This window comes from Vibrio sp. OPT24 (assembly GCF_015163545.1).
Classification (GTDB): Bacteria; Pseudomonadota; Gammaproteobacteria; order Enterobacterales; family Vibrionaceae; genus Vibrio; species Vibrio cyclitrophicus.
In genome coordinates, this window is record NZ_JADDYI010000020.1 from 376,509 (window position 1) to 394,513 (window position 18,005).

At 43.8% G+C, this 18,005-nt stretch carries 16 protein-coding genes and 1 other RNA gene; 8 read left to right on the plus strand and 9 right to left on the minus strand.

The window, feature by feature from the left end; all coding sequences use genetic code 11:
• Positions 1-8: 8 nt before the first annotated feature.
• Both ubiH and IQO02_RS07380 read right to left on the minus strand, forming a co-directional pair.
• Positions 9-1,187, minus strand: coding sequence for a 2-octaprenyl-6-methoxyphenyl hydroxylase (ubiH, locus tag IQO02_RS07375; RefSeq protein WP_010435721.1), 1,179 nt, complete (start codon positions 1,185-1,187; stop codon positions 9-11).
• A gap of 24 nt (positions 1,188-1,211) precedes the next feature.
• Positions 1,212-1,787 (minus strand): YecA family protein, encoded by a 576-nt coding sequence (locus IQO02_RS07380; RefSeq protein ID WP_010435718.1) that lies wholly within the window; start codon positions 1,785-1,787, stop codon positions 1,212-1,214.
• Between the two features lie 309 nt (positions 1,788-2,096).
• On the opposite strand from IQO02_RS07380, the gene zapA reads away from it, so the two are divergent.
• The 5 genes from zapA (at position 2,097) to serA (ending at position 5,456) form a co-directional block, all read left to right on the plus strand.
• On the plus strand, positions 2,097-2,405 hold the full coding sequence (gene zapA, locus IQO02_RS07385) for a cell division protein ZapA (protein WP_004735366.1): 309 nt from the start codon (positions 2,097-2,099) through the stop codon (positions 2,403-2,405).
• 11 nt (positions 2,406-2,416) lie between these two features.
• Positions 2,417-2,600: non-coding RNA, 6S RNA (gene ssrS, locus IQO02_RS07390), on the plus strand.
• Positions 2,601-2,606: 6 nt separating this feature from the next.
• Entirely contained in the window at positions 2,607-3,206 is a 600-nt protein-coding gene (locus tag IQO02_RS07395; RefSeq protein WP_016788329.1) for a 5-formyltetrahydrofolate cyclo-ligase, read from the plus strand.
• 102 nt (positions 3,207-3,308) lie between these two features.
• Positions 3,309-3,965 (plus strand): ribose-5-phosphate isomerase RpiA, encoded by a 657-nt coding sequence (rpiA, locus tag IQO02_RS07400; protein ID WP_009847664.1) that lies wholly within the window; start codon positions 3,309-3,311, stop codon positions 3,963-3,965.
• Between the two features lie 261 nt (positions 3,966-4,226).
• The gene (gene serA / locus IQO02_RS07405) at positions 4,227-5,456 is read left to right on the plus strand and encodes a phosphoglycerate dehydrogenase (protein ID WP_010435707.1); all 1,230 of its coding nucleotides are present in this window, start codon (positions 4,227-4,229) and stop codon (positions 5,454-5,456) included.
• Positions 5,457-5,575: 119 nt separating this feature from the next.
• Here serA and IQO02_RS07410 read toward each other — a convergent pair whose 3' ends face one another.
• Both IQO02_RS07410 and IQO02_RS07415 read right to left on the minus strand, forming a co-directional pair.
• Entirely contained in the window at positions 5,576-6,307 is a 732-nt protein-coding gene (locus tag IQO02_RS07410; protein ID WP_016796667.1) for an oxidative stress defense protein, read from the minus strand.
• A 110-nt stretch (positions 6,308-6,417) separates the two neighbouring features.
• Complete coding sequence (locus IQO02_RS07415) at positions 6,418-7,314, minus strand: LysR family transcriptional regulator ArgP (protein ID WP_016793497.1); 897 nt, start codon at positions 7,312-7,314, stop codon at positions 6,418-6,420.
• A 142-nt stretch (positions 7,315-7,456) separates the two neighbouring features.
• Between IQO02_RS07415 and IQO02_RS07420 the strand changes: the two genes are divergently transcribed.
• Positions 7,457-8,086, plus strand: a complete 630-nt coding sequence (locus IQO02_RS07420) for a LysE/ArgO family amino acid transporter (protein ID WP_016768180.1) — start codon at positions 7,457-7,459, stop codon at positions 8,084-8,086.
• 99 nt (positions 8,087-8,185) lie between these two features.
• Here IQO02_RS07420 and mscS read toward each other — a convergent pair whose 3' ends face one another.
• From mscS to tkt, 5 genes are all read right to left on the minus strand, one after another.
• The gene (gene mscS / locus IQO02_RS07425) at positions 8,186-9,052 is read right to left on the minus strand and encodes a small-conductance mechanosensitive channel MscS (protein ID WP_010435697.1); all 867 of its coding nucleotides are present in this window, start codon (positions 9,050-9,052) and stop codon (positions 8,186-8,188) included.
• 376 nt (positions 9,053-9,428) lie between these two features.
• Positions 9,429-10,505: a class II fructose-bisphosphate aldolase gene (fbaA, locus tag IQO02_RS07430; RefSeq protein ID WP_010435694.1), complete on the minus strand. Its 1,077-nt coding sequence runs from the start codon at positions 10,503-10,505 to the stop codon at positions 9,429-9,431.
• Between the two features lie 155 nt (positions 10,506-10,660).
• Complete coding sequence (locus IQO02_RS07435) at positions 10,661-11,824, minus strand: phosphoglycerate kinase (protein WP_010435691.1); 1,164 nt, start codon at positions 11,822-11,824, stop codon at positions 10,661-10,663.
• Between the two features lie 166 nt (positions 11,825-11,990).
• Positions 11,991-13,040, minus strand: a complete 1,050-nt coding sequence (epd, locus tag IQO02_RS07440) for an erythrose-4-phosphate dehydrogenase (protein ID WP_010435688.1) — start codon at positions 13,038-13,040, stop codon at positions 11,991-11,993.
• Positions 13,041-13,254: 214 nt separating this feature from the next.
• Positions 13,255-15,249: a transketolase gene (gene tkt / locus IQO02_RS07445; protein ID WP_010435685.1), complete on the minus strand. Its 1,995-nt coding sequence runs from the start codon at positions 15,247-15,249 to the stop codon at positions 13,255-13,257.
• A gap of 389 nt (positions 15,250-15,638) precedes the next feature.
• Between tkt and metK the strand changes: the two genes are divergently transcribed.
• Together metK and IQO02_RS07455 are read left to right on the plus strand one after the other, a co-directional pair.
• A complete protein-coding gene (gene metK / locus IQO02_RS07450) occupies positions 15,639-16,793 on the plus strand; it encodes a methionine adenosyltransferase (protein WP_010435682.1) in 1,155 nt (384 codons plus the stop codon).
• 369 nt (positions 16,794-17,162) lie between these two features.
• The gene (locus IQO02_RS07455) at positions 17,163-17,960 is read left to right on the plus strand and encodes a DUF2189 domain-containing protein (protein ID WP_010435681.1); all 798 of its coding nucleotides are present in this window, start codon (positions 17,163-17,165) and stop codon (positions 17,958-17,960) included.
• The last annotated feature ends 45 nt before the right edge of the window (positions 17,961-18,005 follow it).

Below are 18,005 nucleotides of genomic sequence, written 5' to 3' on the forward strand. Positions count from 1 at the left end.
TTTCTACCTTATCTTTCTACTAGGCCAAGCGTATGACGCAAAAGTGGACCTTTAAGAGGTGGGAGGTTATCGATGACAGCTAACCCAAGATTTCGCCCAATACGAGCAGTCAAAAAATCGTTTGAAAACAGGTGGACTAGGCTTGATGTCAGCGTTATCGTGGTATCTCTGTCTTGTTCTCTACGCTTTCTAAAGTTAACAAGACCGGTATAACGACCCACGTCATCCAATTGAGAACACAGCTCTTCAGCTAATGAAGCGACGTCACGAATACCGAGGTTAAAACCTTGCCCGGCAATCGGGTGAAGAGTTTGAGCTGCATTACCTATAATCGCGAATCGATGAGAAATATTTTGTTGGCGGTGGCGAAGAATCAATGGGTAGTTAGCACGCTTGCCTACCTTCTTTAATCGGCCAAGTCGCCAACCAAAGTCATTCTGCAACTGCTCAAGAAATTCGTCATCGTTTAAAGCCATAACTTGATGTGCTTGTTCCGGTGACAAACACCAAACCAGCGACAAACGGTTGTCATTCATCGGTAATAGAGCGACGGGCCCATGATGAGTAAAACGCTCAAATGCTCGACCTTGATGGGGTTCACTCGCCACAATATTAGCAATCACAGCGACTTGCTCAAAGTCATGTTCACTCAATGGTATATTCAGTTGCTGGCAACAGGTTGAGATAGCACCATCAGCAGCAACCAATAATTTGGTTGTGACTGTCTTTCCACTTGTCAGTTCAATGGTAGTTAGTGCTTCATCACGTACCACGTTACTGACAGACTCAGGGCAAAGCATCGTAATTGTGGCTTCTGATTCAAGCTTTTGCTGATAGATTCGCCCCACATCCGCCAATTCAACCACATAGCCAAGTGCATCTACCGCAAGCTCTTCACTGTAGATATCTGTCATTCCGGCATGACTTCGATCCGATACGTGAATATCTTTAATCGGAGTCGCAACCGGAGCAATAGCTTGCCACAAGTGCAAAGAATCGAGGATCTGTACCGTGCCATAAGACAAAGCAATCGAACGAGAATCAAACCCTGGATGAGCTTGATGGTTAACCTGATAAGGCTCCACTACCGCAATCGACAAGGAACCTTGACTTAATTGGTTCAGAGCAAGAGCTAACGTAGCCCCTGCCATTGCACCACCAGCAATTACAACATCATACTGAGCCATCATAACCTCAAACCGACAAACGGATTAATGAATGGTTGGAGCCACATCTTCAGATGGGCGAGCACCGAATTCAGCATGAATTGTCAATGCACACGCTTTTACGTGCTCAATAACATGCTCTAGCAACTGTGCTTGCTCTTCTAGATCATCTTCTTCGTCGATACCGAGCTTTGCCATCTCTTCAAGATCAGCTAATGCTTCTTTAGTACCGTCAGACGCTTTGTTTAATTGAGCGCCAACCAGACCTAAACCAGAAATAAAGTGGTTAATCCAGTCAGAAACGCCATCCGCCAAATCAAACAAGCTTGCACTTGCATCTTCATCAGGCAGCAACATAGATAGTTCCATACCTGAACCTGTGATTTCACTGGTCGTTACTTTTAGTGTCGCTTCCGCTAATGTCAAAGCACGATCTGGCCATCCCATACCTTCGTTGGTGTAATCAAAGATAAGTGGTTGCCAGCTTTTATCTGTTAGGTTTAAGCCTCCGCTCAACATACCCGTTAATAAACCATGCATCTCAGCAGGGGTTACGGCTAGACTTGCCGATTGAAGTTCAGTCGCAACCGTTAGGTAGTCAGGTAAAGTAGTTTCGCTCATCAGATAGCTCGCTCAGTTATTCTTTATATCGATAGTTTAATCGTACCACTTCACCCCAATTCTGGTAAGCATCGATCCTGAGCAATTGAAGGATGACTGACTACCAATTGTTCAATTTGCTGAATTACTGTGTGCTCAAGCTCTCATTTACAAACAGTCACTCTGAAAAGCTTGAATCTTAATAGCGGTTTACCTATAGTTTCTCCCTCAGAGGAGATTGCTTCCTCATCGGTACTTGCACTTTTTCTTTTAAAAAAAATGATAAAGAGCAGCAGCCTTAAAAATAGCGCGTTAAAGAGTTCATCCATCATGAGTAATCAAGCGGTAGACGTTGAAATATTAGGAAAACTGACTCGAGTGAATTGTCCCCCAGGGCAAGAAGAGTCATTGATTGCAGCGGCGGCCGATCTTGATAATCGATTGAAAGAGATGGCTGAACGTACTAAGGTAACCAATGAAGTGAAGCTGCTAACGATTGCAGCTCTGAATATTTGCTACGAATTACAAACCAAGAAGTTTGAAGCAAATGACGAACAAAACGCACTGACCGAGCGAATGGAACAGCTCACGACATCACTTTCAGATGTTCTCAGTAAAGTTAAGCACGGACAGCAATAGCGTACACAAAATTTACCCTGGAGTGTTTGTCAGAGGATTCACGTCCCCGAGCCGATAAGCAATCCCTAAGGGTTAGTACTTGAGTGCTATTGAGCATGCTCGGCCTGACCGAGAAGCCTACGGTAATCATTGCTGATCCGCCTTGAACTCGCTGGTTCAAGGGCCATCTATTCTCAACGGCACTTTGGGGTATCCCTTCTTATGAAGACGCTCACACGCAGCGAATTTCGCAAACAGATCCGTATCAAACGCAATGCCTTATCTGGCGAACAACAAACTCAATCCGGTATCGACTTAGTAAAGCAATGTTCTCAACTCAATGAGATTCAGTCAGCTCAACATATTGCCCTCTATATCTCCATTGATGGCGAACTCGATACTCAGCCTTTAGTCGAATGGTTATGGGCGCAAGGTAAGCAAACTTATTTACCAGTATTACACCCCTTCTCTGCCGGACATCTTCTGTTCCTGCACTACTCGCCAACCACACCCACTGTGTTGAATAAATACGGTATTGTCGAACCTCAGCTCAATAAATTGCTCGTTAAGCCGTGCCAACAACTAGACCTTATTCTTACGCCCCTTGTCGGCTTTGACTCCCATGGCCATCGCCTAGGTATGGGCGGCGGATATTACGATCGCACCTTGGCGAAGTGGTTCGAGACAGGGGAAGGCGCAACTCCCATTGGTTTAGCTCATGATTGCCAGCATGTTGATACCCTACCGATTGAAGAATGGGACATTCCGTTACCTAAAATCGTGACTCCGAGTAAAACTTGGCAATGGGAAAACAACCATTAAAGCGCTATAATCGCGCCGCAAACGTTAACCTCGATATATAAACGTTAACTTCAATACGCGAACGATTAATTCAAAGCGCAAGACCTTATTCAGGAGAATGGCATGACTCAAGATGAAATGAAAAAAGCAGCTGGCTGGGCAGCACTTCAATATGTTGAAGAAGGCAGCATTGTCGGCGTAGGTACTGGCTCTACAGTAAATCACTTCATCGACGCACTTGGCACAATGAAAGACAAAATCAAAGGTGCGGTTTCAAGCTCTGTAGCCTCTACTGAAAAATTAGAAGCACTAGAAATCAAAGTTTTTGAGTGCAACGACGTGTTCAAACTAGACATCTATGTCGACGGCGCAGATGAGATTAACGGTTCACGTGACATGATCAAAGGCGGCGGCGCTGCACTGACCCGTGAAAAAATCGTAGCGGCGATCTCTGATAAGTTTATTTGTATTGTTGACGGTACTAAAGCCGTTGATGTATTGGGTAAATTCCCACTGCCTGTTGAAGTTATCCCGATGGCACGTTCATACGTTGCACGTGAACTAGTAAAACTTGGTGGTGACCCAGTTTACCGCGAAGGCTGCACAACCGATAACGGCAATGTGATCTTAGATGTTTACGGCATGGCCATCGAAAATCCAAAACAACTGGAAGATATCATCAATGGTATCGCAGGTGTGGTGACGGTTGGTCTTTTTGCTCACCGTGGTGCTGATGTGGTAATCACTGGCACACCTGAAGGTGCAAAAATCGAAGAATAAATAATAGAAAATTGAGTTTTTCTGTTACTTCATTACATACGGTGCCCAAGGGCGCCGTTTTTTTTGCTTTCTGTCTGTAAAATTATGTCTTATTCCGTAATTTTCTTACCCAAAACATTTTTTTTTTGTTACTTTATTGTTCAGAAGACGCACAGGGAAAACGTTTGTCTCCTGACAAAGTGGTGAATTTGTTCCCCTTTCAGCCATTTTGTAGCACGTGCGCCGCATTTGCCCAACCTTTCCATTTTAAGGACGAGAACAATGGCCAAAGTTTCACTGGAAAAAGAAAAGATTAAAATTCTACTTCTGGAAGGTCTTCACCCTTCTTCTGTAGAAGTACTGCAAGCCGCTGGTTACACAAATATTGAGTACCATAAAGGCTCGCTACCTGAAGATGAACTTCTTGAAGCAGTTAAAGATGCTCATTTCATTGGTATCCGTTCTCGCACAAACATCTCCCAAGAAGTGATTGATGCAGCTGAAAAGCTAGTTGCAGTCGGTTGTTTCTGTATTGGTACTAACCAAGTCAATCTTCAAGCGGCAGCAAAACGCGGTATTCCTGTTTTCAATGCTCCGTTCTCAAACACTCGAAGCGTGGCTGAGCTGGTTCTTGGCCAGGTTCTACTACTATTACGTGGTATTCCTGAAAAGAACGCACTTGCTCACCGCGGCATTTGGAAAAAGAGTGCCGATAACTCAAACGAAGCTCGTGGTAAGCGTCTCGGTATTATTGGTTACGGCCACATTGGTACTCAGCTGGGGATTATTGCGGAAAACCTTGGCATGCGCGTTTACTTTTACGATATTGAAAACAAACTATCTCTAGGTAACGCAACTCAAGTCCATACCATGACTGAATTGCTGAATAAGTGTGACGTGATCTCTTTACACGTACCTGAAACCAATGAAACGAAGAACATGATGGGTAAAGAAGAGTTCGAGCGCATGAAGCCTGGCTCTATCTTTATCAATGCAGCACGCGGTACTGTAGTCGATATTCCGGCTCTGTGTGGCGCTCTAGATTCTGGTCACCTTTCAGGTGCAGCAATTGATGTATTCCCAACAGAACCAAAAACCAATGCCGACCCATTTGAGTCGCCATTGATGCAATTCGATAACGTGATTCTTACTCCTCATGTAGGTGGTTCAACACAAGAAGCACAAGAGAATATCGGTGTAGAAGTTGCAGGTAAGTTGGCTAAATACTCAGATAACGGTTCAACACTATCAAGCGTTAACTTCCCAGAGGTATCATTGCCACTGCATACAGGTACTTCTCGCCTACTTCACATTCACGAAAACCGCCCAGGAATCCTAACTCAAATTAATACCATCTTCGCTGAAGAAGGGATTAACATCGCAGGTCAGTACTTACAGACTGCAGCAGATATGGGTTATGTGGTTATTGATGTAGAAGCAAACCGTTCAGAAGAAGCACTGCTTAAGTTGAAAGAAATTGAAGGCACAATCCGCGCTCGTTTACTTCACTAATCATCGAATTAGATCTTAAGTAACAACAAAAAGGCTCTCACAATGAGAGCCTTTTTAGTATTTAGTCTACCGTAGGTAAATAGATCATGATGATCTAACGACTCTTTGAAGTACGCTCACTACTCTTCTAGTTGGTAGATCACATTCACTCGGTCACGAATGGTGATCGTCGAATCTTCATAAGAATTCGACTCGGTTCTTGCATCCATCGCCATTGAACGCATCAATACAGGCTGAGAAGATTGTGCGTTGTAATCTACGCGCCAAACGTCACCTAACTCTCGTTCAAAACCGCTCGCTAATGATTTGGCTTTTGATCTTGCATCTTTGATTGCTTCTAAACGCGCTTGCTCTTGATACTTAGCTTGGTCACGAACTTGAAGCTGGATGTTATCGATCTGGTTAATGCCCTGCCCAATAGCAATATCCATATACTCATTGAGATTTGCTAACTCATTCACTTGAACTGTCACATTACGTGAAGCTCTATAGCCCACCAATTCAGGCTTACCATCTTTAGGGTAATGGTACTGAGGCGATAAATAGAGGTTCGAGCTGTGCACACTCGCCTCATCTACACCAGCTTGATGCAGCTTGTTAAGAAAACCAGTCACCACTTTATCAACGGTATTTTTAGCCTGTTCAGCAGTCATCGTCGATTCTACGACTCTCACGGAAAATGTCGCCATATCTGGTGTTGCGATCACTTCACCGTAGCCCGTCGTTGAGATATGCGGAAAAGATGGCGAGTTAGCCAATGATGGAAAACTCACAGAACTCAACGCAACAGTAAGAGTAAGAGTAAGAGTAAGAGTAAGAGACGTTGCTAACATCTTTGGTACAAACTTCATTAGGTAGACCTATGCTGAACAAATGTTCTTTTATCATAGAGCAATTTGTAACATAACCAATCCCACGGAAGGACTTCTAACACAACTTTGACGCTGTAAAAACCAACAGCTTACTGAGGTAAGTGATTGTGGGTATAGCTTAATATCGCTTGAGATATCTCTTTTAATACCCCGCTCTCTAGTTGCCAATGGTGCCAATAGATTCGATAAGACAACAAAAAGCCGGGCGTAATATCGATCAATACACCGGACTCTAGCTCATCAATGATCTGCAATCGAGGGATCAAACAATAAGCAACACCTGACAGCGCCAAACGCACAAATGCTTCCGAGCTGCCGACCGTATGATTAATAACGCTGTCCCTTGGTACATTAAAATGATCATGCAAAAACTTCTTATGTAGATCATCGTATTGATCATAAGAAACAGCCGGAGCTTTACTGAGCGTTACGTAATTTACACCCTCAGAAAAATAGCGTTCATGGAAATCCGGACTAGATACACACACATAATCCATCCTACCCAGATAGTCTGCACTGCAGCCCGGAATCGCTTGGGACTCTAAACTGATCGCCCCTGCAACCTCACCGCTTTTAATCTTCTCAATGGTTCTCGATTCACCATGAATCGCAAGATTCAATTCAACCTGACGCGACGTCATTACATCCGATAATGCTGGTAACAACCAAGTTGCTAAGCTATCAGCGTTGGTTGCGATAGAGATCGATAATGGTTGAGAACCCTCTTCATTCATTAGCTCAGGTACAAGCTCATGCTCTAGTAAGCGAACTCGACGATATAAACCCAAAAGCTTTTTACCTGCCGGTGTCGGCCTTGGTGGATTTTCTCTCACTAAAGCCGGCTGTGCTATCCACTTTTCGAGCTGCTTGATACGCTGTGACACCGCTGATTGAGAAATATATAACTGCTCAGCGGCCCTTTCGAAACTGCGTTGTTTTACCACAGCATCGAGTGCTTCTATCCACTTATAGTCCAACCCACGCATCAACTTGCTTCCTTTTTAACCTAATCATCCTTTACATTAGCAACTCTAATAATAGATTAAAATCATTAATTATACTTATTCAAAGGGTCAGAGTATCTTCGCCATATAGCACATAAATATCGTTAAATAAGTGGAGGTTAAAATGAATTTTTGGGTTTTATTACAAGGTTTTGGTCTAGGGGCGAGCATGATCATCCCTATTGGCGCTCAAAATGCGTATGTCCTAAATCAAGGGATAAAGCGCAATCATCATTTAACGACAGCGACAATTTGTAGCCTGCTCGATACCTTATTTATCTCATTGGGTATTTTTGGCGGAGGAGCGATCCTTTCGCAAAATGAATTGTTGTTAACCTCTGTCACTTTGGGTGGTATTACCTTTCTAACGGTCTATGGGTTGTTATCACTACGTAGTGCATTTAGAACACGTACAAGTAATGAATCAAAGGGTGAGATACTGGCTCGTGGCAAGCGTACCGTTGTTTTAGGTGCGTTAGCGGTGACCGTGTTAAACCCGCACCTCTACTTGGATACCGTAGTGATTCTAGGTTCAATCGGTGGGCAATTTGAAGGTAATGACAGAATTGCGTTTGCTATGGGGACGATCTTGGCTTCATTCGTGTGGTTTTACTCATTGTCACTAGGCGCTGCAAAATTAGGCCCAACGCTATCTAAACCGAATGTTAAGAAAGGCATCGATATCGCAGTAGCGGCTATGATGTTTGCTATTGCGTTTGTACTTGCCAACGGACTAGTTGAACAATACGTGTAACCTGATTTCAAAACAAAACGTAGCCCACAAAAAAGGCGGATAACTTAAGTTATCCGCCTTTCTTTATAAAAGCTTATCGCTATAAAAACGAACTAGAGATTAAGCTTCTACTTTATTCATGTGTACATCCATTTGCGGGAATGGAATTTCGATGCCTTCATTATCCAAGCCTTCTTTGATTGCTTGCATCAGGTCGAAATAAACACTCCAGTAGTCAGCCGTGCTAACCCATGGACGAACTACGAAATTAACTGAAGAATCAGCAAGTGTATGAACACCAACTTGAACGCCAGGTTCTTTTAGTACACGCTCATCAGATTCACAGATCTTAGTCAGTAGCGCTTTTGTCTTCTGAAGATCAGCGTTGTAAGAAACACCAATCATTAGATCAATACGTCGCGTCGCATGACGAGAGTAGTTTGTGATTGGACTACCGATAACACTGCCGTTAGGTACTACAACCATTTTGTTGTCTGGCGTTGTTAGGATTGTTTGGAAGATTTGAATAGAATCAACCGAACCTGCTACACCACCAATCTCTACATAGTCACCTGACTTGAATGGACGGAATGCAACAATAAGTACACCGGCAGCAAAATTAGATAGCGAACCTTGTAGTGCAAGACCTACCGCTAAACCAGCAGCACCAATAACAGCGACCACAGATGCAGTTTGAACACCTAGACGACCAAGTGCAGCAATAAGAACAATAACAAACAACAAGTAACGAACTAAACCGTGGATAAACTCCACAACAGCTCGGTCCATTTTCTTCTTCTCAAGAACCTTGGACACGCTATTCGCTATTGCTTTAACGATGATGTTACCGATAAATAAAATTATCAGTGCAGAAATGATATTTACGCCATATTGGATAAATAGGTCTGAATTATTTGTTAACCACTGCTCAGCGTGAGACAAGCCGTCCACAAGTGGGGTTTCAATTGCTGTCGAACTATCAGCCATAATGTGCATCCTCTATATAATATGCTATGGGCTAAACTGCCTTAAGCCAAACTTACTCTACGATAACGAAAAAGATTAACCTCTGTTAAGTCATTGTGTTAAAAGTAAATTAAAGCCAAGTCCTTTTTATAAACTGAACCAAGTTCAGTTTTTCGGCACGATATCCTATCTTTGACAGATTGCAAAGTCATATTTATGTAAGCTTTTGAATTAATAAAACTTACTAATAAACACAAATACCGATAACTAAAAGACTACGAAATTTATTCACCGTAGGCTAGGTTTTTCACATATTTAATACAAGTTTTTATCAGACATAAAAAAACCCGCTCTATGAGCGGGTTTTAAAAACTTAAAGAGTACTTAATTCAAAGAATTATAGTACGTCTACAGCGTTAAGGTCAGCAAATGCTTTCTCTAGACGAGCAACCATTGAAGCTTGACCAGCACGTAGCCATACGCGTGGATCGTAGTACTTCTTGTTTGGAGCAGCTTCGCCAGTTGGGTTACCAATTTGACCTTGTAGGAAGTCGAAGTTGTCAGCAGAGTACTGACGGATACCATCCCAAGTTGCCCACTGTGTATCAGTATCGATGTTCATTTTGATAACACCGTAGCCGATAGACTCTTGGATTTCTGCTTCAGAAGAACCAGAACCACCGTGGAATACGAAGTTTAGAGCGTTAGGTGCAATACCGAACTTCTCTGCACAGTATGCTTGAGAGTCACGTAGGATAGTTGGAGTAAGTACAACGTTACCAGCTTGGTAAACACCGTGTACGTTACCGAAAGAAGCAGCGATAGTGAAACGTGGGCTAACAGCCATTAGTTTCTCGTATGCGTATGCTACGTCTTCTGGAGAAGTGTAAAGCTCAGATGCGTCCATATCAGAGTTATCAACGCCGTCTTCTTCACCACCAGTACAACCAAGTTCGATCTCGATTGTCATGTTCATTTTAGCCATGCGCTCTAGGTACTTAGCACATGTTTCGATGTTCTCTTCTAGAGACTCTTCAGAAAGGTCTAGCATGTGAGAAGAGAATAGAGGCTTACCAGTTTGTGCGAAGAACTCTTCACCAGCGTCTAGTAGACCGTCGATCCATGGAAGAAGTTTCTTAGCAGCGTGGTCAGTGTGCAGGATAACTGGAACACCGTAAGCTTCAGCTACAGCGTGTACATATTTTGCACCAGCTACAGCGCCAAGAACTTGTGCGCCTTGACCTTCAAGTTTAACGCCTTTACCTGCGAAGAATGCAGCGCCACCGTTAGAGAACTGAACAACTACTGGAGCTTTAACTTTAGCAGCTGCTTCTAGTACTGCGTTTACAGAGTCAGTACCAACAACGTTTACAGCAGGAAGAGCAAATTTGTTTTCTTTTGCTACTTCAAATACTTTCTGTACGTCATCGCCAGAAATCACACCAGGTTTTACAAAATCGAAGATCTTAGACATGGAAATAGTCCTATTTATTCTATCGTTTTAAGATTAAAAAACTTAAGTTCAAAAACTTGCAATCGTTTGCTCACAACTTGTGCCATTCTAGCAAAAAAGTGTGATATGCCGCAAACGTTAAAAGGCGAGATTCACATCTCGCCTTTCTGAATCAATTATGCTTTAGCACGCTCTTCAAGCATTGCTACTGCAGGAAGTACTTTACCTTCAACGAACTCAAGGAAAGCGCCACCACCAGTAGAGATGTAAGAAACGTCAGCTTTGATACCGAACTTGTCGATAGCTGCTAGCGTGTCACCACCACCGGCTACAGAGAAACCTGCAGATTCAGCGATTGCTTTAGAGATACCAGCAGTACCCGCTTCGAAGTTCTTAAATTCGAATACGCCTACAGGGCCGTTCCAAAGGATAGTTTTTGCATTGCCGATGATTTCAGCAAGAGCAGCCGTTGAATCTGGACCAAGGTCGAAAATCATGTCGTCGTCTTGAACTTCAGAAACGTGCTTGATTTCAGCTTCAGCGTTTTCATCGAAAGCTTTAGCACATGCAACGTCAGTTGCTACTGGAATAGCACACTCTTTCATTAGCTTCTTAGCTGTCTCAACTAGGTCTGCTTCGTATAGAGACTTACCTACGTTGTGGCCTTCAGCAGCGATGAACGTGTTCGCGATACCACCACCAACAACAAGTTGGTCAGCAATTTTAGAAAGAGACTCTAGAACCGTTAGTTTAGTAGAAACTTTAGAACCACCAACGATAGCAACTAGTGGACGAGCCGGGTTGTCCATTGCTTTGCCAAGAGCTTCAAGTTCAGCAGCTAGAAGAGGACCAGCACATGCTACAGGTGCATAAGTACCAACACCGTGAGTAGAAGCTTGTGCACGGTGAGCTGTACCGAATGCATCCATTACAAAGATGTCACATAGTGCAGCGTACTGCTTAGAAAGTGCTTCTTCGTTTTTCTTCTCGCCTTTGTTAAAGCGAACGTTTTCAAGAACAACTAGTTCACCAGCGTTTAGCTCTAGGCCGTTAACGTAATCTTTCGCTAGCTTAACTTCGCAGTCTAGTGCGTCGTTTAGGTAGTTAACTACAGGTGCTAGAGAGAACTCTTCGTTGTATTCGCCTTCAGTAGGACGACCAAGGTGAGAAGTAACCATAACTTTTGCGCCAGCTTCTAGGCAAAGTTTGATAGTTGGTAGAGATGCAAGGATACGTGCATCTGAAGTTACTTTACCGTCTTTTACTGGTACGTTTAGGTCAGCACGAATAAATACGCGTTTACCTGCAAGTTCCAGGTCAGTCATCTTGATCACAGACATGTTTTGTCCTCTCAAATTTAAATAAATATAAAGTTTTGGAAACTCAGCAACCCTGCTAAGCCTATAAATTATTCAACTGGTAATTCTTTAACTACTCATAATATGTGGATACTTTGTATTTATTTCAAGCTAAAAAATAAATAATCCGCACATTTGCTTCTAGGTCTTACTTCTTGCCTTCAGAAGCTTGCATTGCAAGAACCGTATCCAGCATTCGGTTCGCAAAGCCCCATTCATTGTCACACCACACCAGCATTTTCACTAGGTGGCCGTTGCTCACTCGCGTTTGTGAACCATCAACAATTGCGCTATGGGGATCGTGATTAAAGTCGATGGAAACGAGCGGCGCTTCAGTATAGTCAACTATATTGTGTAATGTACACTGGGACGCATTAACAATGGTTTGATTTACGTCATTAACTTTCACATTTGTATTAATTGTGACACTTAAATCCATCGCAGTTACGTTTACCGTAGGCACACGCACAGATATCGCTTCGAACTTGTTAGAAAATTTCGGGAAGATCCTTTCAATACCTTTGTGCAATTTGGTATCAACAGGAATGATGGATTGGCTTGCAGCTCGAGTACGGCGAAGGTCGCTATGATATGCATCGATCACTTGTTGATCATTCATTGAAGAGTGAATAGTCGTGATGGTCCCAGACTCAATACCAAAAGCGTCATCAAGTACCTTGATGATAGGGACAATACAGTTAGTCGTGCATGAACCGTTGGAAACAATTCGATGGTCAGCTGTGATAGTGTCGTGATTCACACCGTAGATAATGGTGTTATCAAGGTCATTCGCACCAGGATGTGAAAATAGAACTTTTTTAGCCCCTGCAGCGATGTGCGCTAGGCCATCATCTCTACAACCGTAGACGCCTGTACAATCGAGAACAATATCCACCTCAAGGTCACGCCAAGGCAGCAGTTCAATATCAGCAAGATGTAAGATACGAATAGTATCAAACTCGCCTTTATCTTCTGCACCAATACCATGGTGGATATAGATGTGCTCTTGATCGTTGGAGATCTTCTTACCAAAGCGACCGTGACTGGTGTCGTATTGTAATAAGTGAGCCATAGCGTCAGGCTGAGCAAGCTCATTGACAGCTACCACTTTGATTTGTTGGCTTTTGCCACTTTCATAGACAGCGCGCAATACATTACGCCCTATTCGTCCAAATCCATTTATCGCGACTTTTAGCATAGTTCCGTACATCTAACCAAAATTTCGTGCAACAGATGATAACTGAATCCTACCCAAAAGGCATTACTTGAATACCTCAGTCTACTTAGGACAGGTTGATCTGCTACTTATAAAGATGAGTCTAGGAGAAAACAAATCCCAGATACAAAAAACCGAGCTCAGCGCTCGGTTTTTTCCTTCATTTAACTGTTAGCACAAGGCCATCAGTCAATGATTAAGCAAGAAGCTCTTTCGCTGTGTTTACTACATTTTCAGTAGTGAAACCGAACATCTTGAATAGCTCACCCGCTGGTGCAGATTCGCCGAACGTTGTCATACCGATGATCTTGCCACCGAAACCAACGTACTTGTACCAGAAGTCAGCGATGCCAGCTTCTACAGCGATACGTGCAGTTACGTCAGATGGAAGTACAGATTCGCGGTATTCAGCGTCTTGCTTATCGAATGCGTCAGTTGCAGGCATAGAGACTACGCGTACTGCTTTACCTTCAGCTGTTAGTTGTGCTGCTGCTTCAACAGCAAGCTCAACTTCAGAACCTGTAGCAATGATGATTAGCTCTGGCTTACCAGCACAATCTTTCAGGATGTAACCACCCTTAGCGATATTAGCTACTTGCTCTGCGTTACGATCTTGTTGTGCAAGGTTCTGACGAGAGAAGATTAAAGATGAAGGACCATCTTTACGCTCAATAGCCAGTTTCCAAGCAACTGCTGATTCAACTTGGTCACATGGACGCCATGTGCTCATATTTGGAGTCAGACGTAGAGAAGCGATCTGCTCAACCGGTTGGTGAGTCGGGCCATCTTCGCCAAGACCGATAGAATCGTGCGTGTAAACTTGGATGTTCTGAACTTTCATCAGAGCAGCCATACGCATTGCGTTACGCGCGTATTCCATGAACATTAGGAACGTTGCACCGTATGGTACGAAACCACCGTGCAGAGCGATACCGTTCATGATAGCCGTCATACCGAACTCACGTACACCGTAGTGGATGTAGTTACCAGAGAAGTCAGTTGCTTCAAGAGACTTAGAACCAGACCACATAGTTAGGTTAGAAGGCGCAAGGTCAGCAGAGCCGCCCATGAATTCAGGTAGCATCGCACCGAACGCTTCTAGTGCATTTTGAGACGCTTTACGTGAAGCGATGTTAGCTGGGTTAGCTTGAAGGTCAGCAATGATTGCGTTTGCTTTCTCTTCCCACTCAGCTGGAAGTTCGCCGTTAGTACGACGTTTGAATTCTGCTGCTAGCTCTGGGTAAGCCGCTGCGTATGCGTCAAACTTAGCATTCCACGCTGCTTCTTTCGCTGCGCCTGCTTCTTTCGCATTCCACTCAGCTGCGATATCTGCTGGGATTTCGAAAGGACCGTGTTCCCAACCAAGTGCTGCTTTAGTTGCTGTGATTTCATCTGCACCTAGTGGAGCACCGTGACAGTCGTGCGTACCCGCTTTGTTTGGAGAACCAAAACCGATGATAGTTTTAGTACAGATAAGTGTTGGACGAGGATCTGCTTTAGCCGCTTCAATTGCAGCATTGATAGCGTCAGCATCGTGACCATCAACAGCAGGGATTACATGCCAACCGTAAGCTTCAAAACGCTTAGGTGTATCGTCAGAGAACCAACCTTCAACTTCGCCATCAATAGAGATGCCGTTGTCATCCCAGAAAGCAACCAACTTACCAAGGCCTAGCGTACCCGCTAGAGAACATGCTTCGTGAGAGATACCTTCCATCAGACAACCATCACCCATGAATGCATAAGTGTAGTGGTCTACGATGTCGTGGCCTTCTTTGTTGAACTGTGCAGCCAGTGCTTTCTCAGCCATTGCCATACCAACAGCATTAGTGATGCCTTGACCTAGAGGGCCTGTCGTTGTTTCGATACCAGGAGCGTAACCGTACTCAGGGTGACCAGGCGTCTTAGAGTGCAGCTGACGGAAGTTCTTAAGGTCTTCAATTGAGAGCTCGTAACCTGCCAGATGAAGCAGAGAGTAAATCAACATTGAACCATGCCCGTTAGACAAGATAAAACGGTCGCGGTCAGCCCACTCTGGGTTTCCTGGGTTGTGGTTCAAGTGACCACGCCAAAGAACTTCAGCGATGTCAGCCATACCCATAGGTGCGCCAGGGTGGCCTGAATTTGCTTGTTGAACGCCATCCATGCTAAGTGCGCGAATTGCATTGGCTAGATCTTTACGAGAAGGCATGTCTGCTCCTGAGTACATAAGCGATTTAAAAAAGAGATTAATGCTAAAATTTTCATTCTTATTAGCGCGGGTATTCTCTCAAACGACTTTAGCGACTGCAAACGTTTTACTGGCATTTTAACAGTCATTTTTCGCAATTTTCGAACATTTACATCGCTTGGCAATGGCTTATACCGACCGATACGCAAACGTTTAGTTATGACATATCATAAAAAAGAGCTTGTAATTCGACCGCTGGAATTTAGAATAGCCGTCTAGATGTAGAAACACCTACAAAATATACTGTATTTAATGGCAGCGCTTGCTAGCTTGCGATGCCTAAAATTATTTGCATTTAACTGTTTGCAACTAAAAACTAATTGCAACTAAAAACTAAAAGTGGAGCTCTCATGGCTAAGCACCTATTCACTTCTGAATCTGTTTCAGAAGGCCATCCAGATAAAATTGCAGACCAAATCTCTGATGCTGTTCTTGATGCCATCTTGGAACAAGATCCAAAAGCACGTGTTGCTTGTGAGACTTACGTAAAAACCGGCATGGTTATGGTTGGCGGTGAAGTAACAACGTCTGCATGGGTTGATATCGAAGAAATCACTCGTGAAACAGTACGTGAAATTGGTTACGTTCATTCTGATATGGGCTTTGACGCTGACTCTTGTGCCGTTCTAAACACAATTGGTAAGCAGTCTCCAGACATTAACCAAGGTGTCGATAAAGCAGACCCTAAAGAGCAAGGCGCTGGCGACCAAGGCATCATGTTTGGTTACGCGACTAACGAAACACCAATCCTAATGCCAGCTCCAATTACTTACTCTCATCTTCTTGTTAAGAAGCAAGCTGAAGTACGTAAGAGCGGCAAACTTGACTTCCTTCGCCCAGATGCGAAATCTCAAGTAACATTCCAGTACGACCAAGGTAAGATTGTTGGTATTGATGCTGTTGTTCTTTCTACTCAACACTGTGATTCAGTAACAACTCCGGATCTACGTGAAGCGGTAATGGAAGAGATCATCAAGCCAGTACTTCCTGCTGAATGGATCAACAAAGACACTAACTTCTTCATCAACCCAACAGGCCGTTTCGTAATCGGTGGCCCAATGGGTGACTGTGGTTTAACAGGTCGTAAGATCATTGTTGATACCTACGGCGGCGCAGCTCGCCACGGTGGCGGTGCATTCTCTGGTAAAGATCCATCGAAAGTTGACCGTTCTGCAGCTTACGCAGCGCGTTACGTTGCGAAAAACATCGTTGCTGCTGGTATGGCTGATCGTTGTGAGATTCAACTGTCTTACGCTATCGGTGTTGCAGATCCAACATCTATCATGGTTGAAACGTTTGGTACTGAGAAAGTCGCTCACGAAATCATTATTGAAGCGGTTCGTCAAAACTTCGACCTACGTCCATACGGTCTTCAAGAAATGCTGAACCTTCTTCAACCTATCTACAAGCAGACAGCTGCATACGGCCACTTCGGTCGTGAAGAGTTCCCTTGGGAAGCGACTGACAAAGCAGCAATCCTTGCCGACTTCGCCGGTCTAAAATAATTTAGCCACTGCGATTTGTTTCTTTAAAGCCCTTACTTGTTAGTAAGGGCTTTATTTTTATGTACTTATCTAACCCTTACTCTGCGTAACTCGCTCTACCTGCCTTCTTTACAGTTAACCACTTAGTATAAAAAGCCATTGATAATTTGTGTTTTCTAGTACTAATGACAATAGTTAAGGTAACTCCTAGCAGATCAAGCTCACATTTAACCCCAATGCAGTTAAGCCTAATATCAATAGTTAAGTGAACGCTAGAACAATAACTAGGACGATAACGAGCACTTTAGCTCAATCCCATAATGCTCATTTAAGCCACAATATTGAGCTCTATGGAATTATAACTAGGACGTTATTTAACTAGGGGGATCTATGCCTCGTACCGCGCACCCATCCGAACTGAACGATAAAAAACACAAGGTCAGCGATCAGGATTATGCTCGCACCATTCCTTGCAACCAAATCAGTATTTCTGCACCCTTTCATTGGTTGTCGCTTGCTCTGCATGACTTAGTGAGAATGCCATTAATCAGCGCGTTTTACGGGCTGTGCTTTATGGCTGCGGCAATCGCCATTGTTCAACTTGTCCAGTGGCAAGGAACGCACTTGGTCGTGATGCCAAGTTTGATCGTGTACATGTTGATAGGGCCATTTCTTGCTCTGGGCTTGTATGACGCTGCTTGGGAAAGAGAAAAAGGGCACAACGCTAGTCTATTGCACTCGATGAAAGCCATCACGCGTAATTCTACCCATCAATGGGCCTTTGCGATTGTATTAATGGTCGCGATGATATTCTGGATGCGTATCGCTGCGTTATTGCACGCACTCTACCCTTCAGTACAAGGCGCGCCATTGACCGAATTTGCTCCCTTTTTAATCACGGGTTCTGTGATTGGTTTTGTTATCGCAAGCCTAATATTCAGTATTTCTGCCTTTTCAATTCCATTGATGATGGAGAGACGTGTTGATGTCATGAGCGCTATTTTCACTAGCTTTAATGCCGTGAAATCGAACATCCCTGCAATGGTCGTGTGGGCGAGTATTATTTGTACCGGTATTCTGGTGGGCTTTGCAACCTACGGAATCGGAATGATCGTCACCATGCCGCTACTTGGCTATGGTACATGGCATGCTTATCATGAAATCATCAAAAAGAAACATCACGTATAAATCGTAGAGAGATCGACGAGCAGTGTTATTATGAGGCCTTAGCGT